The organism is Pseudomonas sp. P2S-1 (assembly GCF_057197725.1).
The window spans coordinates 4,135,476-4,160,135 of sequence record NZ_CM170068.1 but is presented as its reverse complement, the minus strand read 5'-3'; the positions used below and the strand labels follow the sequence as shown (position 1 = coordinate 4,160,135).

Sequence of the window (24,660 nt, the reverse complement as noted above, 5' to 3'; positions counted from 1 at the left end):
CGTTCAGCCCCGCCGCGACGTGAAAAACGGCGCTTTTCGGCCGCCGCCCAGGGGCGGCGTTGCTGGACAAGAGTGGGTCGGTTGCAGACGTCAGGGGCACAGCCAAAAGCCGGATGATGCGCGGAATCGGCGGATTGCCGCCCAGTCAGCGTAGCAGCTGTGGCTCCCGTAACCGGGGGGCGCGCACCTGCCCAACCAGGAGGTTCGTGGCCATGGCCATCAGTGTGTTCGACCTGTTCAAGATCGGCGTCGGCCCGTCCAGTTCCCATACCGTCGGGCCCATGCGCGCCGCGGCCTTGTTCGTCCAGGGCCTGCGTGATCGCGGCGAGCTGGAGCGGGTGAAACGCGTCGAAGTGCGCCTGTATGGCTCGCTGTCCGCCACCGGCGTTGGCCACGGTAGCGACAACGCCGTGATCATGGGCCTGATGGGCGAATGGCCGGATTCGATCGACCCGTCCACCATCGGCCAGCGCATCGCTGAACTGCGCGAAACAGACACCTTGAAGCTGGATAACAAGCTGCCCATCGAGTTCGTCTGGAGCCGCGACATGCGCCTGTTGGACGAGAACCTGCCCTACCATCCCAACGCCATGACCCTGGTCGCCGAGCATGCCGAAGGCGAGCTGCACAGCGACACCTATTACTCGGTCGGTGGCGGCTTTGTTGTCGATGCGGCCCAGGCCGCCAGCGGTGTGCTGGACAGCGACAAGACCGTGTTGCCCTACGATTTCAACAGCGCCGCCGAACTGCTGGAGCTGTGCAAACAAAACGACATGCGCGTGTCGCAATTGATGCTGGCGAACGAGAAGGTCTGGCGCAGTGAAGCCGAGATTCGCGCCGGCCTGATGAAGCTCTGGCGGGCCATGCAGGATTGCGTGGAGAACGGCCTGAAATACGAAGGCACGCTGCCCGGCGGGCTCAATGTGAAGCGCCGGGCGGCCAAGTTGCACCGCAGCCTGCAGGAGCTGGGCAAGCCCAATGTGATCGGCTCGACCCTGAGCGCCATGGAGTGGGTCAACCTCTACGCCCTGGCGGTCAACGAGGAAAACGCCGCCGGCGGGCGCATGGTTACTGCGCCCACCAACGGCGCGGCGGGGATCATCCCGGCGGTGCTGCACTACTACATGCGCTTCAGCGACGAGGTCAGCGAAGCCTGCGTGGTCGACTTCTTCCTCGGCGCGGCGGCGGTGGGCATCCTGTGCAAGAAGAACGCGTCCATCTCCGGCGCCGAGGTGGGCTGCCAGGGCGAGGTCGGATCGGCCTGCGCCATGGCGGCGGCAGGGCTGGCGGAAGTGCTCGGGGCCACGCCGGAACAACTGGAGAACGCCGCGGAAATCGGCCTGGAGCACAACCTCGGGCTGACTTGCGACCCCGTTGGCGGCCTGGTCCAGGTGCCGTGCATCGAGCGCAACGCCATCGCTGCGGTCAAGGCGATCAACGCCGCGCAGATGGCCCTGCGCGGTGACGGCGAGCACTTCATCTCCCTGGACCGGGTGATCCGCACCATGCGCGATACCGGGGCCGACATGCACGACAAGTACAAGGAAACCTCCCGCGGCGGCCTGGCCGTCAGCGCCATCGAGTGCTGACTGCGCTGCGCCTTTTTCGCTCATCTTCTCGAGCCCACGCCGCCTTTTGGCGCGTGGGTTCAGACGCTTCTTACGACCCCTGTCACCATTTCCCACACAACTAGGGGTGACACTCTGGGGTGTCGTTTCTGGGCATCCCGTAACCGGGTGCTACCGAACTGCCCACGAAACATTCCGACATGCTTTGGCCCGCGCCTTTGCGCGCAGATTTCATGTCAATAAAAGCCGCTTTTTAGACATGTCGCGAGGTCGCTTTCAGGATTTATTGAATAGCCATTCAATTTCAGGCACGGCATTTGCGAGAGGAACAGCCATGCCCTGCAATCGAGTCGACAGGGACCATAACAACAACGAGCCCACCGCCTGGGGCGCAACCTGCTTTGTGTGAGGAGAGATCGCGATGACGTCGTACAACTCCGGGACCCAGTCCCAGACCCGCACACCTCAAACCATCGGCTTCCTGCTGCTGGACAACTTTACCCTTATCTCCCTCGCCTCTGCGGTAGAACCCCTGCGCATGGCCAACCAGCTGTCCGGCCGCGAGCTGTACCGCTGGCACACCCTCAGCGTGGATGGCGGGCAGGTCTGGGCCAGTGACGGGTTGCAGATCACCCCGGATGCGGCGATGCACAAGGCGCCACCGATGGACACCGTGATCGTCTGCGGTGGCGTCGGTATCCAGCGCACCGTGACCCGTGAACATGTGACCTGGCTGCAGAGCCAGGCCCGTCAATCGCGCCGCCTTGGCGCGGTGTGCACCGGCAGTTGGGCGCTGGCTTGCGCCGGGCTGCTCGACGGCTTCGATTGCAGCGTCCACTGGGAATGCCTGGCGGCCATGCAGGAAGCCTTCCCGGGGGTGAGCATGAGCACCCGCCTGTTCACCCTCGACCGTAACCGCTTCACCAGCTCCGGTGGCACTGCGCCGCTGGACATGATGCTGCACCTGATCAGCCGTGATCATGGCCGCGAGCTGTCGGCGGCGATCTCGGAAATGTTCGTCTACGAGCGTATCCGCAACGAGCAGGATCACCAGCGCGTGCCGCTCAAGCACATGCTCGGCACCAACCAGCCGAAGCTGCAGGAAATCGTCGCGCTGATGGAAGCCAACCTGGAAGAGCCGATCGACCTGGACGAGCTGGCGGTGTATGTCTCGGTGTCGCGTCGACAGCTGGAGCGGCTGTTTCAGAAGTACCTGCATTGTTCGCCGTCGCGCTATTACCTGAAGCTGCGCCTGATCCGGGCGCGGCAGTTGCTCAAGCAGACGCCGATGTCGATCATCGAAGTGGCGTCGGTGTGTGGTTTCGTCTCCACGCCGCACTTCTCCAAGTGCTACCGCGAGTACTTCGGCATTCCGCCGCGGGATGAGCGTGTGGGTTCGAATACCGCGCAGCAGGTGGCGATGATGCCGATTCCGCAGGCGCTGGTGCTGTCGCCGATGGCGGGGCCGATGACGGCGTTGAGCCAGGCGCGGAACGAGTCGACGTTTGCCAGTGTGAGGCTGTGATCACAGCCTTGTAGTGAATGTGAGGGCCTCATCGCTGGCAAGCCAGCTCCCACAGGCACCGCGTAACCTGTGGGAGCTGGCTTGCCAGCGATAGGGCCCTTGAGGTCACTGATGAGTGGCTTTGAACTCGGCCAGTGCCGGCAACAACTGCTTCTCGATCGCCTGCCGCACCGCCGGCAGGATGGTCGCTCGCCCGGTATACATCTGCTCCACCATGCCCTTCAGCGCCTTCGCCTGCGGCGCGCTCAAGCCGCGTACCGCATGCTCGCAGGCCTGCTCCGCGCTGACCCCCGAGGGCGTCTCGAAGCCCAGGGCGCGCAGGTGGCCTACCAGGTCTTCCTGATCAATCAAGTCCGCATGCATCATGGCTGTAGTCCTTGTGGCATTTAGAAGTCGTGGTCCGATTCTGGAAGCGCCCGGCAGAGCGGGCAAGGACAGATTGTCGCGATGGCCGCTTTACCTATGAACAGGTCGTTTTCGGCAAAATCGAGCGGGACGGGAGTGTGCACACTGGGCCCATGCACAGGTCGAGGGCGGTTTGGTCACCACCCTTCTGGCGCAGGTAGGTTGCTCGCTCTTTGCCCCGGCTGCTTCACGGCTTGCCGGGGCAGTTTTTGTCCATCGAAAAAGCGACGCATAACCCTGTGGGAGCTGGCTTGCCAGCGATGAGGCCCGCAAAAGCAACTATTTCGGCAAGCCGATCACCCGTCCGACAAATTCCGGCATCGGTGAATCCTCCTGCTCCGCCACGATCCCCTGCAACCGCTCCAGCACCTGCCCCTCGAACGGCGCCGACTTCGGCCCCGCCAGGTCCACATGCAACAGCATTTGCTCACTCGCCGCCAGGGCCTCGCCGAATCCCTCCCGATACAGGCTGTGATACAGGTGCACGCGCTTGCGGTCATGCCCGATCACCTGGGTGTGTACCGTAACCTCGGTCCCCAGCTTCACCTCATGCAGGTAGTTCAGATGACACTCCAGGGTAAACAGCGAATGCCCGGTGGCCTCGCGGTTGTCGCCGTCCAGCCCGATGCATTCCATGAACGCGTCGGTGGCGTAGCTGAAGATCAGCAGGTAGAAGGCATCGCGCAGATGCCCGTTGTAGTCGACCCAGTCCGGCAGCACCGGGGTCCGGTAGGTGGTCAGCGCAGGCATCGCGATTCTCCGTTCAGTCGCTGAAGTTCAGGCCATGGCGGGCCTTGGTGGTTTTCACCGCGTCCAGCACCGCCAGCAGGCAGTCATCACGATAGCGCTCCAGCGAGGCGATGCTGCGTTCGCCACGCTGTTCGCTGGTGCCGTCGACCACCGCGTCGATCAGTTCCTCGGTCAGCTCCGGTGCCGGCAGGTAGGTCCAGGGCAGTTGCAGGGCCGGGCCGAACTGGGCCATGAAGTGGCGCATGCCGGCATCGCCACCGGCCAGGGTGTAGGTCAGGAAGGTGCCCATGAACGACCAGCGCAGACCAGCGCCAAAGCGGATCGCGTCGTCGATCTCGCCCGTGGTCGCCACGCCGTCATTGACCAGGTGCAGGGCCTCGCGCCACAGCGCTTCGAGCAGGCGGTCGGCGATGAATCCGGGGACTTCCTTGCGCACATGCAGCGGCTGCATGCCCAGGGACGAGTAGACCTGTTTCGCCGCCTCGATGGCCTCCGGCGCGGTGTTGCGCCCGCCGACGATTTCCACCAGCGGCAGCAGGTACACCGGGTTGAATGGGTGGCCGACGATGCAGCGCTCCGGATGCTTCGACGACTCGTAGAACTCGCTCGGCAACAGCCCCGAAGTACTCGAGCCGATCAGCGCATTCGGCTTGGCTGCCGCACTGATCTTGCCGTGCAGATCAAGCTTCAGCTCCAGCCGCTCCGGCGCGCTCTCCTGGATGAAATCGGCCTCCCGTACGCATTCCTCGATGGTGGCGACGAAGCGCAGGCGCGATTGCGACGCGCCGGGCTTGAGGCCCTGTTTCTCCAGGGCCGACCAGGCATTGGCGATGCGCTTGCGCAGGGCTTCCTCGGCGCCGGGCGCCGGGTCCCAGGCCACCACGTCGAGGCCGTTGGCCAGGGCGCGGGCGACCCAGCCGCTGCCGATCACGCCGCTGCCCAGGGCGGCGAAGGTCTTGATATCGGTAATGAAGCTCATGAAGGACTCCTGGAAAAGATCAGCGACGGGTCAGGTTCATTTTTGCGCGGCCTTCGGCAGGGCTCAGGACCCGGGCGCCAAGGCGATGGAGGATTTCGGCGGCGCGTTCCACCAGTTGGCCATTGCTCGCCAGCACGCCTTTCTCCAGCCACAGGTTGTCTTCCAGGCCGACCCGCACGTTGCCGCCGAGCAGCACCGCTTGCGCCGCCATCGGCATCTGCATGCGACCGATGCCGAAGCCGGCCCAGGTCACGTTGGCCGGCAGGTTGTCGACCATGGCCTTCATGGTCGCGGTGTCCGCCGGGGCGCCCCACGGGATGCCCAGGCACAGCTGGAACAGCGGGTCGTCGAGCAGGCCTTCCTTGATCATCTGCTTGGCGAACCACAGGTGGCCGGTGTCGAAGATCTCCAGCTCGGCCTTCACCCCCAGCTCGGTGATGCGCTTGGCGCCGGCGCGCAACTGGGTCGGGGTGGAGACGTAAATGCTGTTGCCGTCGCCGAAGTTGAGGGTGCCGCAGTCCAGGGTGCAGATTTCCGGGAGCAGGGCCTCGACATGGACCAGGCGTTCCAGCGGGCCGATCAGGTCGGTGCCGGCGCCGAATTCCATGGGCATCTCGCCCGGGCCGATCTCCAGGTCGCCGCCCATGCCGGCGGTGAGGTTGACGATCACGTCGGTGTCGGATTCGCGGATGCGCTCCATCACTTCGCGGTACAGGTTGACGTCGCGGCTGAAACGGCCGGTTTCCGGGTCACGGACATGGCAGTGGACCACGGTGGCGCCGGCCTTGGCCGCTTCCACGGCGGCGGCGGCGATCTGCTTGGGGGTGACCGGGACGAAGTGGCTCTTGCTGGCGGTGTCGCCGGCGCCGGTGAGGGCGCAGGTGATGATGACGTCGTGGTTCATTGCGGTTTCCTTCAGGCGTGTCGGGGCTGCGCGGCACGGGGTGTCCGCGAGTTCTTTGGTTGTCTGGGAGGGCCTCATCGCTGGCAAGCCAGCTCCCACAGGTCCGGTGCACACAGTCCCCTGTGGGAGCTGGCTTGTCGGATCGCCGCACCGCAGCGATAGCGGTGGATCAGTTGGCGGTGAGCTTGAGGTTGTCCGCTGCCGGCTTGCCATCGAAGGTGGTCACGCCTTCGAGCCAGCGCGCCTTGTCCTCGGGATGGTCCTTGAGCCACTGGCGCGCCGATTCCGCCGCGTCCTTGTGATCCAGCAGCGGTTGCATCATGCGGCTCTCGTCCTCGGCGCTGAAGGTCAGGTTGGTCAGCAGCCGGCTGACGTTCGGGCAACGGCTGGCGTAGTCCGGCGCGGTCACCGTCCATACCGTGGCACGGCCTTCGTCCGGGCCGAGGGCGTCCTCGCTGCCGCTGAGGTATTCCATATCGACATTGACGTTCATCGGGTGCGGCGCCCAGCCGAAGAACACCACCGCTTCCTTGCGCCGTACGGCGCGATCGACGGCGGCAAGCATGCCGGCCTCGCTGGACTCCACCAGCTGGAACTTGCCCAGGCCGAACTGGTTCTTGGCGATCATCGCCTTGATCTGGGTATTGGCCCCGGAGCCCGGCTCGATGCCGTAGATCTTGCCGCCCAGTTCCTTCTCGAACTTGTGGATATCGGCGAAGGTCTTCAGGCCCTTGTCAGCCAGGTACTTGGGCACGGCGAGGGTCGCACGGGCGTCGTTCAGGCTCGGGGCGTCGAGGACCTTGACCTGGCCGGCATCGACGAAGGGGGTGATGGTCTGGGTCATGATCGGGTTCCAGTAGCCGAGGAACATGTCCAGGCGCTGGTCACGGATGCCGGCGAAGATGATCTGCTGCGAGGCGCTGGTCTGTTTGGTCTGGTAGCCGAGGCCGTCGAGCAGGACCTGGGTCATGGCGCTGGTGGCCATCACATCGGTCCAGTTGACGACGCCCAGGCGCACGTTCTTGCAGGCGGCCGGTTCGGCGGCCATCACGTTGGTGCTGAGGATTGCGGTACCGACAAGCATCAAGAGCGAACGACTGATCGATTGCATGGTGGCTCCTCCAACGGCAGTTCTAATTGTTATAGGGGGGCGGCTTCTGCGAGCCGTGGTGCTCAAGTTACGCGGGGATGGTCCGGTGAAATCGCACTCTGGCGACCAGCTCTTGCACAGTGGCGACCTGCGGAGTATTAACCCTGATTCCCCGTTCAGCGAGACGGCGCCATGCCCCAGGAATTCCACTTTCTGCTGTTGCCCGGTTTCTCCGCCCTCGGCTTCATCTCGGCGCTGGAACCCCTGCGGGTGGCCAACCGCTTTCGCCCCGGGCTGTACCGCTGGCGGGTGCTGAGCCTGGATGGCGGGGCGGTGCTGGCGAGCAACGGCATGTCGGTCAACGCCGATGGCCCGCTGGAGCCGCTGGGCAAGGGCGCGACGTTGCTGGTGGTGGCAGGGTTCGAGCCGCTGCACAGTTACAGCCAAGGGCTGGCGCACTGGCTGCGCAAGCTGGATCACGAAGGGGTGGTATTGGGCGGGATCGATACCGGCACGCTGCTGCTGGCTGAAGCGGGATTGCTCGAGGGGCACCGGGTGACTTTGCACTGGGAGGCGCTGGAGGCATTCAAGGAGCGCTATCCGCGGCTGGATGCCACCCAGGAACTGTTCGAAGTGGACCGCCGCCGCATCACCTCGGCGGGCGGTACCGCATCCATCGACCTGATGCTCGACCTGATCGGCCAGGCCCATGGTCCCGAGCTGGCGATCCAGGTTTCCGAGCAGTTCGTGCTCGGCCGTATCCGCCCGCGCCAGGACCACCAGCGCATGCAGATCGCCTCGCGCTACGGCATCAGCAACGGCAAGCTGGTGCAGGTGATCGGCGCCATGGAGCGTAATACGGAAACGCCGCTGAACACCCTCGATCTGGCTGAGTCGGTGCAGGTCAGCCGGCGGCAGTTGGAGCGGCTGTTCCGGCTGTACCTTAACGACACTCCCAGCGGCTTCTACCTGCGCCTGCGCCTGGACAAGGCGCGGCAACTGCTGCGCCAGACCGAGATGAGTGTGCTGGAGGTGAGCATCGCCTGTGGCTTTGACTCACCTTCGTATTTCACCCGGAGTTATCGGGCGCGGTTTCAGCGGTGTCCGCGGGAGGATCGCAAAGTTAAGGTTGGTTAGGTCTAGTGGTTAAAGAGTTTGTAGTAAGGATTTTTCCACTTTTTCAGCTCTTCGATCATGTTGGATTCGTAAGTGATGCGTATGAAGTTATCAGGATTGAGATTTCTGTATGATGTAACTATTTCTTCTGGAGTGCGTGGCTGTGTGCCTGTCTCAAGTATGTGCCATCTCAATACTGAATCCTGAAAGCTTTTGGCCAGGTTGTGCGCTCTGTTTCTCCATTTTCGCGAGCTCACCGTCCGAGTAATAGCAGGTGGTTGCGTGGTCAGTCGCACAAGCTCATAGGGGTTCACTGACCTAGGGTCGGGTTGTAGGAAAAATTCGCCACCCAGACGACTCCAATCTGTAGAGGCCATATTCTTTTCTGGGTAGAGCCATTCAAGCCTCGTGGAAGCAATAAATTTTTTTGATTGTTTCTTTAGTATGTAATTTATAGCTATAACTTCATTTTCGCTGATTTGGCGGCCATATATTATGTTTCCGAGGTTGAACGTGGTGTTTTTGTAATAATTATTGTGGTCCTCCATTCGTAGTGGATCGCCTTTCGGTTTCATTATCATCTCTGCTGGCGTAATTATCAGGCACTTATCAAGCCCGAGAGGAAATAAGGTTCTAGTGCCAACTCTACCAATTACTGCCTGTCCCGCAACTGCGGACTCTTTGCTCGCCGGGTAAACTTTTCGATTGTAAGTTGTGACTGGTGCATCCGACAGAATGAACTTTGTATCGGTTCTTTCGCAGGAGATTATTTCCCAGATGCTGGAGGTCCAGTTGTAAAGAAATAGCTCTCGAGCCATAAGCATCGCGCTAAGATTAAAATTTCTATTGGATGTTTTTGAGAAGATTTCCAGCATTTTTGGTGTTCGAAAGAGCTGGGCGCATAAATATCTTGAGAAGTCTAGGAAGTGGTCTGCTGTTTTGCGGGAATGTGATAGGTTGCTGAATAATGGTAGTGCTATCTCGCCTTTTTTATCTATGTTTCCGAAGAACACTTTTTCTATTAGGTCAGATGCTTCGCTTCCTAAGTATGTGGTGTAAAGGTGGTCTTGTTTGAATGATCTGCCTGTGCCGTAGCTGTGTAATTCTTTTCGTGGGCTACTATAGTTTTTGTTGTGGATTATTATTCCGGGGTCAAGGTCCAAGTAATTGAATGTTGTCTGGTCTTTACTTTCGAAAAATCGCCTTTGATACCACTGAGGCACGTAGTGATTACGCGTAGTGAAGTTGTCTTTCATTTAGCATCCTTGCAAACGCTGATGTTTTTCAGTGTCACATTGCCATGGTTAGATTTTAAGCATCCCCGCACAAGCACTCTTCCAAGCCTCATGCTGATACTTGTTCAACCCCGCCGGCGGCGTGAAGTCATGCTTCTTCCCCTGCGCCGTAATCGTTTGCGGCGACACCAGCAGCACCTCACACCCTTGCAGCAACTGCAGCAGCCCTTCCAGCTTGAACGTCACCGGCCCACCGGCGAAGTCGCCTTTCTTGCTGCGCTTCTTGATCGCCACCTGCGTGACGCCTTGCTCGCTGACAAACGCCTGAACCCGAGCCAAAAACTCGCGGACCTGCCCGGCATCCTCATCATCCTCGATGCCGATCTTCTTGATCGCCGTCGCCACATGCACCGGTTGCCCGGCGTCCAGGCTGGCCAGGGCCAGCAGGGCTTCGCTGCCCTTGAGTTCGATACCGCACGTAATCATGAAAGTCTCAGTCGGAAGTCGGCAGGCCGAGGGATTGCAGGTATTCGGAGCGGTCGTCGTTGCGCTGGGCGATGCAGGTGTTCTGCGCGGCATCGAAGGCCTTGCCCGCCGGGATGTCGTAGGTCTCGACCTTGCAGTCGGCGTCACGCAGCTGTTTCCACACCGCTTCGGCTTCGTTGAGGCGCTTGCTCAGTTCGGCGATTTTCGCAGCCTTGCCGGCGTATTGCTCCTTGATGCGGTCCTGCAGGTCGGCGAAGGCGGCGTCCAGCTCGCGCTCGGACGCGGTGCGGCTGTAACGGGCGCATTCGTAGTTCTGCTGGTCGGTTTCCACGTTGTCGCACGGGGTGCTTTCTTCTTCGGCGGCATGGGCGCCAACCGCCAGGGTCGCCAGCATCAGCAAGACCATCGATTTCATCAAAGTCGTCTCCCAAGGAAACAGTGGACGGGGATATGGGCTGGGATTCTCGCTCTTTGCCAAGGCAAAGAACAGGGAGCATAGATGAAGGTTTTGATGGTTGTTATTGATAATGATTATCGACTGCCGGTAACATCGCCCGCCCATGCCTCCGGGCGACTTCTTCGACAGGCAGCCGAATCGTGGCGGACGACAAGCTGGAGCTCTACCTCGCTCATCGCGCGGCGCTGCTGGATTATGCGGCGCCCATCGTCGGCTGCCGGGCGCGGGCCGAGGATGTGGTGCAGGAGGCCTGGCTGCGCTTCAGCCGCCAGGATGAGGGCGCGGCGATCCGCCATCCGGCCAGCTACCTGTACCGCATCGTGCGCAACCTGGCCCTCGACCTGACCCGCCGCCACGCCACGGAAAAGGCCCAGCCCGGGGGCGACGAGATGCTCGCCGAGCTGCCGTCCAGCAGCGCTTCGCCGGAACGCGAGGTCAGTAGCCAGAACGAGTTGGCGGCAATCAGCCGGGCGCTTGAAGAACTGCCCGAACGCACGCGCCTGGCCTTCGAGATGCACCGGCTTGGCGGCTTTACCCTGCAGCAGGTGGCGAGCCACCTGGATATCTCCACCAGCCTGGTCCACCAACTGGTGCACGACGCCCTGCGTCATTGCCTGGAACGCCTGGAGCCGGACGATGACTGAGCGCCGTGACGATGAGCTGGAAAAATCGCTGTCTGCCGCGTCTTTTGCGGTAGACGGGACGCTTGTGCGACCCTTGCCGACCTTTTCTGCCTTTGGAGATATGCCGGACATGACGTCAGCGGACAGCGCCACCCGGCGCCGCGACCAGGCCCTGGACTGGTTCCTGCGCCTGCAGGCGGCCCCCGGCGATGCGCAACTGCGCGCCGGGATGGAGCAATGGTGCGCCGCCGACGAGGCCAATGCCAAGGCCTATCGCAAGGCCGAGCGGGTCTGGCAACTGAGTGCGCACCTGGCGCCGAGCACCCAGGCGCAATGGCCGGTGGAGCCGGTGCTGGCGCCTGTGGTGAGCCTGCCGGTACGGCCGAAGCGGCGGCGGTATTGGGTCGGCGGGGCAATTGCTGCCTGCCTGATGATCGCCCTGGCGCCGTCTCTCAGCCTGCGCATGCAGGCGGACTACCGCACCGGCAGCGGCGAAACCCGCGACGTCACCCTGGCCGATGGCAGCCTGGTGCAGATGGACAGCGATACGGCGATCGCCGTGGAGTACGCCGGGGATCGCCGCGATGTGAAGCTGCTGCGCGGGCAGGCGTTCTTCAAGGTCACGCCGGACAAGAGCAAGCCGTTCCATGTGCGGGCCGAGGCGCTGGAGGTCACGGTGACCGGGACGGCCTTCAACGTCGATGTCGGCGCGGGGCAGATGCGCGTGGCGGTGCAGGAAGGTTCGGTGAAGGTCGATGACTGGCGCGCGGCGAAGGCGCTGGCGGCGCGGTTGAAGCCTGGGGACCGGCTGGACTATCACGAGGGGCAGGCCCGGGTGGATACCTTCTCTCCGGAGCAGACCGCGGCCTGGCGCAAGGGCCAGGTGATCGCCGATGACATGCCGGTCAGCGAGGTGGTAGCCCAGTTGAGTCGCTACACGCCCGGGCTGGTGGTGCTGCGCAACGACGAACTGGGGCGCAAGCGGGTGACCGGCGTGTATGACCTGCGCAAGCCGCAGGCGGCGTTGCGTGCGGTGCTGCAGCCTCATGGCGGCAAGGTCGAGGCTTATGGGCCTTGGGTGATCGTGCTGCGCTGAAACTTCTTCATTCCCTCTTTCGGGCCTCATCGCTGGCAAGCCAGCTCCCACAGGTTTAGTGGTGCACGCGATCCCTGTGGGAGCTGGCTTGCCAGCGATGAGGCCATCAGCAACACCACAAAAACTCCCTCCCAAAAAACTTTTTCAACTTTTTTCTGAAAATCCCCCGCGCTACCCCGTCTTTTGCTCCGCGCGCAGCAATGAGATCGATTCGTATTAATTTTTTCCGGGGATTTCCCGGGTCGGGGAGCGGTGTATGTCTCAGGTGTTTTGCCCGGTGCCGCAAGGCCGGGGCGCTTGGTTGTCGTTGAAACGCGCTGCGTGCGGTGGCTTGTTGGGCCTGGCTTGCCTGGGGGCGCAGGTGCCCTTGGCGCAGGCCGATGAGGTGGCGACCAAGTTGCCGAACCAGGTCCACCGTTTCGATATCCCAGCCCAGCGCCTGTCCAGCGCACTGGTCGCCTTCGGCCAGCAGAGCGGCCTGCAGGTGACGGTGGATGCGCAGTGGCTGCGCGATCATCAGTCCAACCCGGTGCAGGGCCAGATGGACAGCCTCGGCGCGCTGTCGATGCTGCTGGCCGGCAGCGGCATCACCTGGGACTACAACGATGGGGTGCTGAGCTTCCGCCTGCTGGCCGAAGCCGCCAATGGCCAGCTGGAACTGCATGAAACCCTGGTCCTCGGCAACACCGAGGAAAACAGCTACCAGGGCGCCGCGGTGATCAACCACAAGGCCGTGCAGAACTTCCCCGGCGCCAACGGCGATATCACCAAGCTGTTGCAGATGCACCCCGCCGTGCAGTTCAGCGGTTCGCAGCAAAGCTCGAACAACCCGGGTGAAATCGACCCGGCGGATATCAGCATCAACGGCGCCAAGTTCTGGCAGAACAACTTCATGATCGACGGGATCTCGATCAACAACGACCTTGATCCCGGTGCTCACGGCTACGGCGAGGCGCGCCTGTTCGACGCGGCGCCGAGCCGCTCCTACGGCATCGCCCTGGACGCCGACCTGCTGGAAGAAGTGAAGGTCTACGACAGCAACGTGCCGGCCGAATATGGCGGCTTCAACGGTGGCGTGATCGACTCCATCACCCGCCGGCCGACCCAGGACTTCCACGGCAAGATTTCCTACGGCATCAGCCGCTCGGAGTGGACCAAATACCACATCACCAGCGGCGACCAGGACAGCTTCGACAACGCCAGCAACGAGCAGTACACCCCCGAGTTCGAGAAAACCACGCTGCGCGGCACCCTCGAAGGGCACCTGAACGAGGACTTCGGCGCGATCTTCAGTTTCTCCCAACGCCGCTCGACCATGCCCATGAACCTGTACAAGGACGGCTACGTCAGCCCGAACAACGACAGCCAGGAAGACCAGACCCGGCAGCTCGACAACTACATGCTCAAGACCTACTGGACGGTCAACGACCGTCTCAGCCTGGACTTCACCCTGCTCAGTGCCCCGCAGGAAAACCGCCTGTTCCGCGAGAACTACCTGAATTCCGGCTTCACCAATATCAACGGCGGCAAGCAGGGTGCGATCAAGGCGACCTGGGAGGGCGACAGCGCGCGCTGGACCCACACCCTGGCCTACAACGACCTGTACAGCTCGCGCACCGGCAATGCCAGCGACACCATCGCCTGGTATTACTCGGAGGCGAAGAACTGGGGCAAGCTGGAAAACGCCAACTCGCGCAGCGGCGAGGGCTCCTTCGGCAACCTCGACCAGACCCAGAAAACCATGGACTACGACCTCAAGGTCGACTGGCTGGCATTCCCCTTCGCCGGGGCCATGCACGCTGTAACCACCGGCCTCGAGCTGCGTCGTACCGATGCCACGTGGGAGCGTGAGAGCACCGGCCAGGGCGTGAGCGGCTTCAAGAGGGACACGGTCGCGACCTGCGCCAACAACGACCCCTGGTGCTCCGTCAGCCCGCTCTTCGACGGCAACACCCGGCAATGGGCGTACCAGCGCACCGAGTACGGTGCCGGCAAGCTCGAGGTCAACGAAACCGCCTGGGCCGTGTTCGCCCAGGATGCCATGCAGATCGACAAGCTCGGCCTGCGCCCCGGCGTGCGCTTCGAAGGCGACGACTACATGGACAAGAAAACCGTGTCGCCACGCTTCGCCGGCGACTACGACCTCTTCGGCGACCGCAGCACCGTGCTGGTCTTCGGCGCCAACCGCTACTACGGGCGCAACCTGTTCAAGTACCGCCTCAACGATGGCCGCCAGGCCTTCAACACCTTCTACAGCCGCACTACCCAGACCGGCGAATGGAAGGGCTCGACCAACAAGATCTCTACCCGCTTCGCCGGCCTCGATATCCCCTACGACGACGAATGGACAGTGGGGCTCGACCAACGCTGGCTGAACACCGATTTCAGCCTCAAGTACGTGCACCGTGACGGGCACGACAAGATCGTCAAGGCCAACCGCCGGGTCCTGGCGCAGGATCCGCTGGACGGCTACGAGTCGCTGTACACCCAATACACCAACGAGGGGTCGAGCAAGAGCGACAACGTCAGCCTGACCGTCACGCCGCTTGAGCCGATCCGCTTCCTCAACAGCTACACCAGCCTGCAACTGGTGCTGGACTGGTCCCACTCAGAGGACGCCTACGGCACCTACGAAAGTTCGATCAGCCTCGAAGAGCTGAACGACGCCGACGTGATCTACGACGGCAAGCGGGTGAACTTCACCGAGCTGCCACCCAACGATTACAACCGGCCCTGGACCGTGCGCCTGAGCACCATCACCGAGATTCCCGAGTGGAACCTCACGGTCAGCAACTTCTTCCGCCTGCGTGGCGCCTACGAGCAGATCATCGATACCGGCAGGACCGAGGAGGTCGATGGCGAGTCGCTGGATGTCTACGACACGGCCAGGGTCGATGGCGCGCCGACCTGGGACATGCGGGTGAAATGGGAGATTCCTACCGCGAAAGACCAGGCCCTGTTCGTCGCCGTGGACGTGACCAACCTCACCGACGAGGTCAACGAAATCGTCTCCAGCGGTTCCACCGCCAAGACCACCTACGAGATCGGCCGCCAGTACTGGCTCGAGGTCGGCTACCGCTTCTGACTTTCCTCACCGTGGAATGAACCTGATGAACAAGATCCTTGCGGGCCTGCTCGGTCCGTTGCTGCTCGGCGCCTGCGCCACGACCCAGGCGCCCGACACGGCGCTGCCCTGGGATGCCGCTGTGGTGCGTGGCACCTTGCCCAACGGCCTGGAATACCGCCTGGTGCGCGACGCCAGCCAGGCCAACCGCCTCGACCTGCGCCTGACGGTGCAGGCCGGGTCGGTGGACGAGGAGGCCGATCAGGTCGGCGTCGCCCACCTGGTGGAGCACCTGACCTTCTACAGCCACGGCGGCGATAGCGCCGACCTGCGCCAGCGCATGACCGGGCTGGGCTGGGTCCAGGGCCGGCATTTCAACGCGGTGACCAGCTACGACCGCACCCAGTACCTGCTCAGCCCGCCGTCCGGGGTGAAGCAGGCGCCGCAAGCGCTGGAGGCCTTGTCTGACCTGGTGTTCGCCATGGACTACGACGCTGCCGACCTGGAGCGCGAGCGCCCGGTGGTGATCGAGGAGTGGCGCGGCGGCCTCGGCGTGGCCCAGCGCATGAACGAGCAGCGCATCGCCTCCCAGCGTGCTGGTTCGAACTACCCGGCGCACCGCACCATCGGCAACGAAGGCGCGATCCGCAAGGCCAGTGTCGAGGCACTCAAGCGCTACCAGCAGCGCTGGTATGTGCCGAACAACATGGTCCTGTCGGTGGTGGGCGATTTCGAACCGGCCGCCCTGGCGAAGCAGATCGACCAGGCATTCTCGAAAGTGCCGGCAGCCACCGTGCCGAGCCGTGAACAGCGCGAGCTGCCGCTGGATGACAGGCTGAAAGTCTTCCGCCTGCAGGACGCCCAGTCCGGCAGCAACCAGGTGGCGCTGCTGTTCCGCCTGCACGAGCCGGACAGCCGCGGCACCACCCGCGCCGCCATGCGCGAGCGGCTGATCGACCGCATGGCCCTGTCCGCCCTGACCAGCAGCCTGCGTCGGCAACTGCCGGTGGAGGGCGTACGCAGCCTGACCGCGCAGAAAACCCTGATCGGCGAGCATTCCACGGTGCTTGGCATCGCCGCCGGGGTCGAGGGGCAGCAACATCGCAAGGCGCTGCAGCAGTTGCTCAGCGAGATCGAGCGTCTGCGCCAGCACGGCTTCACCGAGGCCGAACTGCTGCACGAGCGCGGAGTGATCCAGGACCTGGGCGAGAAGACCCTGGCCAAGGACGGTTCGCGGGACTTCCAGCAATGGGTCGAGCAACTGAACAACGCCGCCGTGCAGGACAAGCCGGTGGTGGCCAGGCATGCGGCGGCGCAGCGCTATCTGGAAGTGCTCGGCAGTATCGGGCGGGATGACCTGAACCAGCGGCTGTGGCGCTGGCTGGGCAGCGGCGACCGGGTGTTGCAGGTCAGCGCACCGGGTGTGACGCCGCTGGAGCTGCCGACGGTGGCCGAGGTGGAGCAGTTGCAGGGCTCCATCGCCCATTCGTCGCTGGCTGCACCGAAGCAGAAAGCCGAGGCAACCACGAGCAAGCCGGTGGCCGAGCTGGTCATGCCGGCACTGCCTGCTCCGGGCAGCATCGTCAGGCGCCAGACCTTCGCCAAGGAAAAGGTCGAGCACTGGATGCTGGGCAATGGCGACCGTCTGGTCTGGCTGCGCGCCAATGCCGAGGGCGGGCGCTGGTCGCTGCAGGCCGATTCGACGGCCGGCTATAACCTGGCCGATCGTCCGCTGTGGCGAACCCAGATGGCGACGCAACTGGCCACCCAGAGTCCGCCGGTGGGTGTTTCCGCCGAGGCGCTCGAAGCCTGGCGCAAGGCGCAGAAAGTCACGTTGGGCGTCGACCAGAAACCCCAGCGTCTGCAACTGAACCTGAGCGTCACGCCGGGGGAGGGCGCCCTCGCCGACCTGCTGCAAAGCTACCGCCTGAGCCAGACCGATACCCGTATCGACCCGGCCGCCTTCAGCGAAACGCAGGACGACCTGCTCAAGCGCCTGCAAAGCCGTCCGGATGATGTACGCGAGCGGGAAACCTCGACGATGCGCCGGCTGATGTACGGCAGCGACAGTTGGCAGACGCCGGATGCCAAGGCCTTGCAGGCGCTCGATGCGACGGCGCTGGATGCCGACTGGCAGCGTTTGTCTGCTGCGCCCGTGACCTATTACCTGATGGCCGACATCGAGCCGAAGGTCCTTGAGGAAGCGGTGCTCGCCCGGCTGGCGAACATCCCTCGGGGCGAGGCCCTGAAGAACAACGCTGCTTTGCAGCAACCGGGTCAACGCAGCGAATCCCTGGCCATCGCCCTGGAGCCCCGCGCGGTGTTCCAGGCCACCAGTTTCAGCGAACAACCCTGGAGCCCGCAGGCGGCAGCGCGGGTCGCGGCCTTGCGTGACCTCGCCAGCCTGCAGCTCAAGCAGCGCCTGCGTGGCGAAGCGGCGGGTGTCTATCGACTGAAGTTCGACAGCGAACTGAACCCCGACACCGGCCGTATCGAAAGCCGCCTGAGCTTCACCTGCGACCCGGCCCGGGTCGATGAACTCTGGGCGCTGGCCCAGGACACCTTGAGCCAGTTGCCGGGTGCGGTCAGTGCCGAGTGGGTCAAGGGCGAGCGGGCGGAGCTGGCGCGCCAGGAAAGCAAACGCCGGGAAGATCCGGCGACCCAGCAGCGCCGCCTGGTTCTGAGCGAGCGGCACTGGGGCGACCCGCGCTACCTGAGCAGCCAGGCGCAACTGCCTGAAGGCCTGAATGCCGGTGCATTGAAAGCCATGGCCGGGCAATTGTTCCCCCGCGCCAACCAGGTCCAGCTGCGCCTGCTGCCGACCCCGGCCGCCCGGGACCAGGCCCTGTGAACGCCCTGCGTGCCTTCTGGCGCCTGTCCCGGCCGTTCTGGGCCAGCCGCCGGCAGTGGCTGGCCTGGGTCATGCTCGGCGGGGTGATCGGCATGGGCTTGCTGGTGGTGCAGATCAACGTGTGGATCAACGCCTGGAGCAAGACCTTCTACGACACCCTCGGCGCCTTCGACACCGATGCGCTGTATGCGCTGATGGGCCAGTACTCGCTGTATATCGGCGCCTACGTGCTGATCTACGTCTACCTCGACTGGCTGCGCAAGGGCCTGGTGATGCGCTGGCGCCAGTCGATGACCGAGCGCCTGACTGCCGACTGGCTCGGCGACCAGGCCTTCTATCGCCTGGGCCTGGGCGACGAGCCGGACAACCCGGACCAGCGCATCGCCCAGGACGTGGACATGATGGTCGACCTGAGCATCGAACTGGTGGCGTCGTTCGTGATCAACCTGGCCCAGGTCGGCGCCTTCGTGGTGATCCTCTGGGAGCTGTCCGGGACCCAGACCTTCACTGTGTTCGGCACGACGTTCAGCATCGACGGTTACCTGGTCTGGCTGGTGCTGGTCTACACCTTGCTGGGTAGCCTGATTACCCACTGGGTCGGCAAGCCGCTGCACGACCTCAACTACGAGCGCGAGCACCGCGAGGCGGACTTCCGCGCCAGCCTGCTGCGCAAGCGCGACCATGCCGAGCAGATCGCCCTGTACCGCGGCGAGGCGGTGGAGCGGCGGCAGTTGTCCGAGCGTTTCCAGGCGATTGCCGACAACTGGCGGCAACTGATGGGCCGCGAGCGCAACCTGAGCCTGTTTACCGTGGCCTTCGAGCGGGTCAGCCTGATCATCCCGGTGTTCGCCGCCTTGCCGCTGTTCCTGGCGAAGACCATCACCCTCGGTGGGCTGATGCAGATCCGCAGTGCGTTCACGGCGGTACAGGGCTCGTTGAGCTGGTTTATCAAGCTGTATCCCAAGCTGGTGCGCTGGAGCGCGGCGTTGCAGCGCCTGGAGCAGTTCGAGCGGGCGATTGCCGCCAGTCGCCAGCAGGTCCGCGAGGCGCCGGCGGGGCCGTGCCTGTGCACCGAGGGTCTGGCGGTGTGCCGGCCGGATGGCAGCGTGCTGCTGGACGGGCTGGATGTGCGGGTGTTGCCGGGGCAGTGGGTGCGCCTCGACGGGCGCAGCGGGCTGGGCAAGTCGACCTTGCTGCGGACCTTGCAGGGCTTGTGGCCATACTGCAGCGGGCAGTGGCAGTTGCCGCCGGGGCGCAGCCTGTTGTTGCCGCAGCAGCCGTACCTGGCGCGGATGTCGTTGCGGGAATTGCTGGCGTATCCGGACACCGGGCTGCCGAACGATGCGCGGCTGGTAGGCGCGCTGGACAAGGTCGGGCTGGCCGCGCTGGCCGGGCGGCTGGACGAAAGCTGCGAATGGCAGCGGGCCCTGAGTGGCGGTGAACAGCAGCGCATCAGCCTGGCCCGGGCCTTGTTGTACCGGCCGCAGACGCTGTACCTGGACGAGGCGACCAATCAGCTGGATGACGAGAGTGCGCGGGGTTTGTTGAAGATGCTCAAGCGGGAGTTGCCGGGGTGCACGGTGGTGGCGGTGACGCACCAGGGGGTGTTGGCGGGGTTGTTCGAGCGGACGGTGATGCTGGAAGGGGAGGCAGTACCCGCATAGTGGTTGCTGCTCATGGCCTCATCGCTGGCAAGCCAGCTCCCACAGGGACCGCGTGCACCGCAGAACCTGTGGGAGCTGGCTTGCCAGCGATAGGGCCCTGGAGGACAGTCAGAGATTCAGGTTGGCCACGAACTGGCTGGCATTCCTCCCCAGCTTCTCGATCACCGCATTCCTCACCTGCCCATACGCCTGCACATTCAGCACTGCCGTCTGCGATGAGCGGAAGATGCGCACATCGTTGTTCTGGAAGTTGATGAACAGGAAGCTGTTGCTGCTGACATTGCGGATCAGTTGCACGCAATTCATCAGCATGGTCACGTCACCCGCGCCATTCTGCGAGCAGGGCAGGATCTGGAACGTGCCTACATTCCCGCTGTTGCTGTGGTTCATGAACAGCTCCAGGGCATGCGGCTGCTTGCGCAGCGATTCCAGGGTGCGCCGGGCGATCGGGCTGAACGTGCTGCCACCGGCCACCCCTTCGATGATGTCGATGATCACGTCGTTCATGCTGAAGGACTGCTGGCTGGGGTGAAAACGCAGCAGTTCGTTATGCGACAGGGTCCAGCCCAGCTTGCCCAGGCCGTCTCCGTAGAAGTTGAACCACTCCTCGCGCTGGATCGCCTTGTCGAAGCGCTTGTTCGCCGCCAGTTGCATCAGCAGCGTGCTGTTGAGCACATCCTCACGGGCCTGGCGGCTCAGGCCGGCGACGAAGGACAGCAGGCTGTCGCCGGCGACCACCGCGCTGTCGGCCGACGGGCCGGGATTATCAGGCTGGTCGGGCGGGTTTTGCCGCAGCAGGCGGGGCGCAGTGTCGGGGATTTCCAGGGCGGCAATGAATTCCAGCCGATCGGTCAGGTTGTTCATCGGGTGACTCCTTTCGTTGAGGAACCGCCGAAGCTAGCGAAATGCCCGATCCATGGCAGGCGGAGGGCCTTCCCCGACGGTTCCCGTCACCCTTTGTCGCCCTTTGACGCTTTCGGCAATTCCCCTGTCGTTTTTGCATCGGGACGACAATCACCCGAGGCATATGCTGACCCCCAATAGCGCCGGCAGACGATTCGGCGCGGGATTGCCAATAAAGGGGACAGCCTGATGAGCCCAGCCGAACTTCACGCCGACAGCATCGTTATCGACGGTCTGATCATCGCCAAGTGGAACCGCGAACTGTTCGAGGACATGCGCAAGGGCGGCCTGACCGCGGCCAACTGCACGGTGTCGGTCTGGGAGGGCTTCAAGGCCACGGTGGACCAGATCGCCGCCAGCCAGAAGCTGATCCGCGACAACAGCGACCTGGTCATGCCGGTACGCACCACCGCCGATATCCGCAAGGCCAAGGAACTGGGCAAGACCGGCATCCTCTTCGGCTTCCAGAACGCCCATGCCTTCGAAGACCAGATCGCCTATGTCGACGTGTTCAAGCAGCTCGGCGTGGGCATCGTGCAGATGTGCTACAACACCCAGAACCTGGTGGGTACCGGCTGCTACGAGCGTGATGGCGGGCTGTCGGGCTTCGGTCGCGAGATCGTCGCCGAGATGAACCGCGTCGGCATCATGTGCGACCTGTCCCACGTCGGCTCCAAGACCAGCGAGGAAGTCATCCTCGAATCGAAGAAGCCGGTCTGCTACTCCCACTGCCTGCCGTCCGGCCTCAAGGAACACCCGCGCAACAAGTCCGACGAGGAACTGAAGTTCATCGCCGACCACGGCGGTTTCGTCGGCGTGACCATGTTCGCGCCGTTCCTGGCCAAGGGCATCGACTCGACCATCGACGACTACGCCGAGGCCATCGAGTACACCATGAACATCGTCGGTGAAGACGCCATCGGCATCGGCACCGACTTCACCCAAGGCCACGGCCAGGACTTCTTCGAGTACCTGACCCACGACAAGGGTTACGCCCGTCGCCTGACCAACTTCGGCAAGATCATCAACCCGCTGGGCATCCGCACCGTGGGCGAGTTCCCCAACCTCACCGAAACCCTGCTCAAGCGCGGCCATTCCGAGCGCGTGGTCAGGAAGATCATGGGTGAGAACTGGGTCAACGTTCTCAAGGATGTCTGGGGCGAATAAGCCTCCGAAGCCTCTCTATCCAACCCCCGCATCAGGCGGGGGCAGCCAAACAAAAATTTCTGGAGTTGAGTTTCCATGGCCAAGATCGCCCCGCAATTGCCAATCGAAGTCGACAGCGAGACCGGTGTCTGGACCAGCGACGCCCTGCCGATGCTGTACGTACCGCGGCATTTCTTCGTCAACAACCACATGGGCATCGAGGAAGTGCTGGGCGCCGACGCCTATGCCGAGATCCTCTACAAGGCCGGCTACAAGTCCGCCTGGCACTGGTGCGAGAAGGAAGCCGAATGCCACGGCCTGGAAGGCGTGGCGGTGTTCGAGCACTACATGAAGCGTCTGTCCCAGCGCGGCTGGGGCCTGTTCAAGATCCAGGACATCGACCTGGATAAAGGCACCGCCAGCGTCAAGCTCGAGCATTCCGCGTTCGTCTACGTCTACGGCAAGGTCGGGCGCAAGGTCGACTACATGTTCACCGGCTGGTTCGCCGGGGCCATGGACCAGATCCTCGCCGCCCGCGGCAGCAAGATCCGTACGGTCGCCGAGCAGGTCTACGGCGGTTCCGAAGAAGGCCACGACGACGGCCTGTTCATCGTCAAGCCGCTGTAAGTCGAGGAGCCCGCGCCATGGCGTTCGAAGCTATGTTCCAGCCGATCCAGATCGGCAAACTGACCATCCGCAACCGCGTGCTGAGTACCGCGCACGCCGAGGTCTATGCCACCGACGGCGGCATGACCACCGAGCGCTATGTGAAGTACTACGAAGAGAAGGCCAAGGGCGGCATCGGCCTGGCCATCTGCGGTGGTTCTTCCGTGGTCGCCATCGACAGCCCGCAGGAGTGGTGGTCGTCGGTCAACCTGTCCACCGACCGCATCATTCCGCACTTCCAGAATCTGGCCGACGCCATGCACAAGCACGGCGCCAAGATCATGATCCAGATTACCCACATGGGCCGGCGTTCGCGCTGGGACGGCTTCAACTGGCCGACCCTGATGTCGCCGTCCGGCATCCGTGAACCGGTGCACCGCGCTACCTGCAAGACCATCGAGCCGGAAGAGATCTGGCGGGTGATCGGCAACTATGCCCAGGCGGCACGCCGGGCGAAGGAAGGCGGCCTGGACGGCGTCGAACTGTCGGCCGTGCACCAGCACATGATCGACCAGTTCTGGAGCCCGCGGGTCAACAAGCGTACCGACGAATGGGGCGGCAGCTTCGAAGGCCGCATGAAGTTCGGCCTGGAAGTGCTCAAGGCGGTGCGTGCCGAGGTCGGCCCGGACTTCTGCGTCGGCATGCGCATCTGCGGTGACGAATTCCACCCCGATGGCCTCAGCCACGAGGACATGAAGGAAATCGCCAAGTACTACGATGCCACCGGCATGGTCGACTTCTTCGGCGTGATCGGCTCGGGTTGCGACACCCACAACACCCTGGCCAACGTGATCCCCAACATGAGCTACCCGCCGGAGCCGTTCCTGCACCTGGCGGCGGGCATCAAGGAAGTGGTCAAGGCCCCGGTCCTGCACGCGCAGAACATCAAGGACCCGAACCAGGCCACGCGCATCCTCGAAGGCGGCTATGTCGACATGGTCGGCATGACCCGCGCGCACATCGCCGACCCGCACCTGATCGCCAAGATCAAGATGGGCCAGATCGACCAGATCAAGCAGTGCGTCGGTGCCAACTACTGCATCGACCGCCAGTACCAGGGCCTGGATGTGCTGTGCATCCAGAACGCCGCGACCTCCCGTGAATACATGGGCGTGCCGCACATCATCGAGAAGTCCACCGGGGCGAAACGCAAGGTGGTGATCGTCGGTGCCGGCCCGGCCGGCATGGAAGCGGCACGTGTCGCTGCCGAGCGCGGTCACGATGTCACCCTGTTCGAGAAGAAGGAGCAGATCGGCGGGCAGATCACCATCGCCGCCAAGGCCCCGCAACGCGACCAGATCGCCGGTATCACCCGCTGGTACCAACTGGAACTGGCGCGCCTGAAGGTCGACCTGCGCCTGGGCACTGCGGCGGATGCCGACACCATCATGGACCTGCGTCCGGACATCGTCGTGCTGGCGGTGGGCGGTCACCCGTTCATGGAGCAGAACGAACACTGGGGCGCTGCCGAAGGGCTGGTGGTCAGCAGTTGGGACGTGCTCGACGGCAAGGTTGCGCCGGGCAAGAACGTGCTGGTCTACGACACCATCTGCGAATTCACCGGCATGTCGGTGGCCGACTTCATCGCCGACAAGGGCAGCCAGGTGGAGATCGTCACCGACGACATCAAGCCGGGCGTCGCGATCGGCGGGACCTCGTTCCCCACCTACTACCGCAGCATGTACCCCAAGGAAGTGATCATGACCGGCGACCTGATGCTGGAAAAGGTCTACCGCGAGGGCGACAAGCTGGTGGCGGTGCTGGAGAACGAATACACCGGGGCCAAGGAAGAACGGGTGGTCGACCAGGTGGTGATCGAGAACGGCGTGCGGCCTGACGAGGCGCTGTACTACGCGCTCAAGGACGGCTCGCGCAACAAGGGCCAGATCGATGTGGAGGCGCTGTTCGCCATCCAGCCGCAGCCGATCCTCGGCCAGGCCGGCGACGGTTACCTGCTGTACCGCATCGGCGACTGCGTGGCGCAGCGCAATACCCATGCGGCGATCTACGACGCCTTGCGCCTGTGCAAGGACTTCTGATCGGACCTTGATCGAGAGAGCGGCACGGACCCTGTGGGAGCTGGCTTGCCAGCGATAGCGGTAGTGAATTCACCATTGCAATCGCTGGCAAGC

Annotated in this window: 20 protein-coding genes; 11 read left to right on the top strand and 9 right to left on the bottom strand. The window is 63.5% G+C overall.

Going from position 1 to position 24,660, the window contains the following annotated elements:
* Positions 1-212: 212 nt before the first annotated feature.
* Together AC2CQI_RS18580 and gbdR are read left to right on the top strand one after the other, a co-directional pair.
* Positions 213-1,589, top strand: coding sequence for an L-serine ammonia-lyase (locus AC2CQI_RS18580; protein ID WP_484577529.1), 1,377 nt, complete (start codon positions 213-215; stop codon positions 1,587-1,589).
* Positions 1,590-1,989: 400 nt separating this feature from the next.
* Positions 1,990-3,093, top strand: coding sequence for a choline metabolism transcriptional regulator GbdR (gene gbdR, locus AC2CQI_RS18575; protein WP_484577528.1), 1,104 nt, complete (start codon positions 1,990-1,992; stop codon positions 3,091-3,093).
* Between the two features lie 105 nt (positions 3,094-3,198).
* On the opposite strand, the gene AC2CQI_RS18570 is transcribed toward gbdR, so the two are convergent.
* The 5 genes from AC2CQI_RS18570 to choX all read right to left on the bottom strand — a co-directional run bounded on the left by AC2CQI_RS18570 (position 3,199) and on the right by choX (position 7,242).
* The gene (locus AC2CQI_RS18570) at positions 3,199-3,459 is read right to left on the bottom strand and encodes a hypothetical protein (protein ID WP_075802095.1); all 261 of its coding nucleotides are present in this window, start codon (positions 3,457-3,459) and stop codon (positions 3,199-3,201) included.
* Between the two features lie 318 nt (positions 3,460-3,777).
* Positions 3,778-4,248 (bottom strand): thioesterase family protein, encoded by a 471-nt coding sequence (locus tag AC2CQI_RS18565; RefSeq protein WP_484577527.1) that lies wholly within the window; start codon positions 4,246-4,248, stop codon positions 3,778-3,780.
* Between the two features lie 13 nt (positions 4,249-4,261).
* Positions 4,262-5,227 carry an L-carnitine dehydrogenase gene (locus tag AC2CQI_RS18560; protein ID WP_484577526.1) on the bottom strand — a complete coding sequence of 322 codons (966 nt, stop codon included), beginning with the start codon at positions 5,225-5,227 and terminating at the stop codon, positions 4,262-4,264.
* A 19-nt stretch (positions 5,228-5,246) separates the two neighbouring features.
* The gene (gene cdhC, locus AC2CQI_RS18555) at positions 5,247-6,131 is read right to left on the bottom strand and encodes a 3-dehydrocarnitine:acetyl-CoA trimethylamine transferase CdhC (protein WP_484577525.1); all 885 of its coding nucleotides are present in this window, start codon (positions 6,129-6,131) and stop codon (positions 5,247-5,249) included.
* A gap of 169 nt (positions 6,132-6,300) precedes the next feature.
* Positions 6,301-7,242, bottom strand: a complete 942-nt coding sequence (choX, locus tag AC2CQI_RS18550; RefSeq protein ID WP_075802091.1) for a choline ABC transporter substrate-binding protein — start codon at positions 7,240-7,242, stop codon at positions 6,301-6,303.
* A gap of 171 nt (positions 7,243-7,413) precedes the next feature.
* Between choX and AC2CQI_RS18545 the strand changes: the two genes are divergently transcribed.
* Positions 7,414-8,358, top strand: coding sequence for a GlxA family transcriptional regulator (locus AC2CQI_RS18545; RefSeq protein ID WP_484577524.1), 945 nt, complete (start codon positions 7,414-7,416; stop codon positions 8,356-8,358).
* 2 nt (positions 8,359-8,360) lie between these two features.
* On the opposite strand, the gene AC2CQI_RS18540 is transcribed toward AC2CQI_RS18545, so the two are convergent.
* From AC2CQI_RS18540 to AC2CQI_RS18530, 3 genes are read right to left on the bottom strand one after another with little or no spacing between them, the layout of a single operon-like run.
* Entirely contained in the window at positions 8,361-9,593 is a 1,233-nt protein-coding gene (locus tag AC2CQI_RS18540) for a hypothetical protein (RefSeq protein ID WP_484577523.1), read from the bottom strand.
* 48 nt (positions 9,594-9,641) lie between these two features.
* The gene (locus AC2CQI_RS18535; protein ID WP_484577522.1) at positions 9,642-10,058 is read right to left on the bottom strand and encodes a DUF3010 family protein; all 417 of its coding nucleotides are present in this window, start codon (positions 10,056-10,058) and stop codon (positions 9,642-9,644) included.
* A gap of 7 nt (positions 10,059-10,065) precedes the next feature.
* Positions 10,066-10,473, bottom strand: a complete 408-nt coding sequence (locus tag AC2CQI_RS18530; RefSeq protein WP_075802071.1) for a lysozyme inhibitor LprI family protein — start codon at positions 10,471-10,473, stop codon at positions 10,066-10,068.
* 182 nt (positions 10,474-10,655) lie between these two features.
* Between AC2CQI_RS18530 and AC2CQI_RS18525 the strand changes: the two genes are divergently transcribed.
* The 5 genes from AC2CQI_RS18525 (at position 10,656) to AC2CQI_RS18505 (ending at position 19,813) form a co-directional block, all read left to right on the top strand.
* Positions 10,656-11,159 carry a sigma-70 family RNA polymerase sigma factor gene (locus tag AC2CQI_RS18525; RefSeq protein ID WP_484577521.1) on the top strand — a complete coding sequence of 168 codons (504 nt, stop codon included), beginning with the start codon at positions 10,656-10,658 and terminating at the stop codon, positions 11,157-11,159.
* Between the two features lie 109 nt (positions 11,160-11,268).
* Positions 11,269-12,234 (top strand): FecR family protein, encoded by a 966-nt coding sequence (locus AC2CQI_RS18520; RefSeq protein ID WP_484577520.1) that lies wholly within the window; start codon positions 11,269-11,271, stop codon positions 12,232-12,234.
* A 256-nt stretch (positions 12,235-12,490) separates the two neighbouring features.
* Positions 12,491-15,319 carry a TonB-dependent receptor plug domain-containing protein gene (locus tag AC2CQI_RS18515; RefSeq protein ID WP_484577519.1) on the top strand — a complete coding sequence of 943 codons (2,829 nt, stop codon included), beginning with the start codon at positions 12,491-12,493 and terminating at the stop codon, positions 15,317-15,319.
* Positions 15,320-15,344: 25 nt separating this feature from the next.
* Entirely contained in the window at positions 15,345-18,149 is a 2,805-nt protein-coding gene (locus tag AC2CQI_RS18510; protein WP_484577518.1) for a M16 family metallopeptidase, read from the top strand.
* Positions 18,146-19,813, top strand: coding sequence for an ABC transporter ATP-binding protein/permease (locus tag AC2CQI_RS18505; protein WP_484577517.1), 1,668 nt, complete (start codon positions 18,146-18,148; stop codon positions 19,811-19,813). Before AC2CQI_RS18510 ends, AC2CQI_RS18505 begins: the two co-directional genes overlap by 4 nt.
* 108 nt (positions 19,814-19,921) lie before the next feature.
* On the opposite strand, the gene AC2CQI_RS18500 is transcribed toward AC2CQI_RS18505, so the two are convergent.
* Positions 19,922-20,677: a hypothetical protein gene (locus AC2CQI_RS18500; RefSeq protein ID WP_484577516.1), complete on the bottom strand. Its 756-nt coding sequence runs from the start codon at positions 20,675-20,677 to the stop codon at positions 19,922-19,924.
* Positions 20,678-20,905: 228 nt separating this feature from the next.
* Here AC2CQI_RS18500 and AC2CQI_RS18495 point away from each other — a divergent pair, with 228 nt between their 5' ends.
* The 3 genes from AC2CQI_RS18495 (at position 20,906) to dgcA (ending at position 24,567) form a co-directional block, all read left to right on the top strand.
* Complete coding sequence (locus tag AC2CQI_RS18495; protein WP_016497618.1) at positions 20,906-21,883, top strand: dipeptidase; 978 nt, start codon at positions 20,906-20,908, stop codon at positions 21,881-21,883.
* A gap of 75 nt (positions 21,884-21,958) precedes the next feature.
* Positions 21,959-22,489: a 4-vinyl reductase gene (locus AC2CQI_RS18490; protein WP_003177589.1), complete on the top strand. Its 531-nt coding sequence runs from the start codon at positions 21,959-21,961 to the stop codon at positions 22,487-22,489.
* A 17-nt stretch (positions 22,490-22,506) separates the two neighbouring features.
* A complete protein-coding gene (dgcA, locus tag AC2CQI_RS18485) occupies positions 22,507-24,567 on the top strand; it encodes a dimethylglycine demethylation protein DgcA (protein ID WP_075802065.1) in 2,061 nt (686 codons plus the stop codon).
* Positions 24,568-24,660 lie beyond the last annotated feature (93 nt).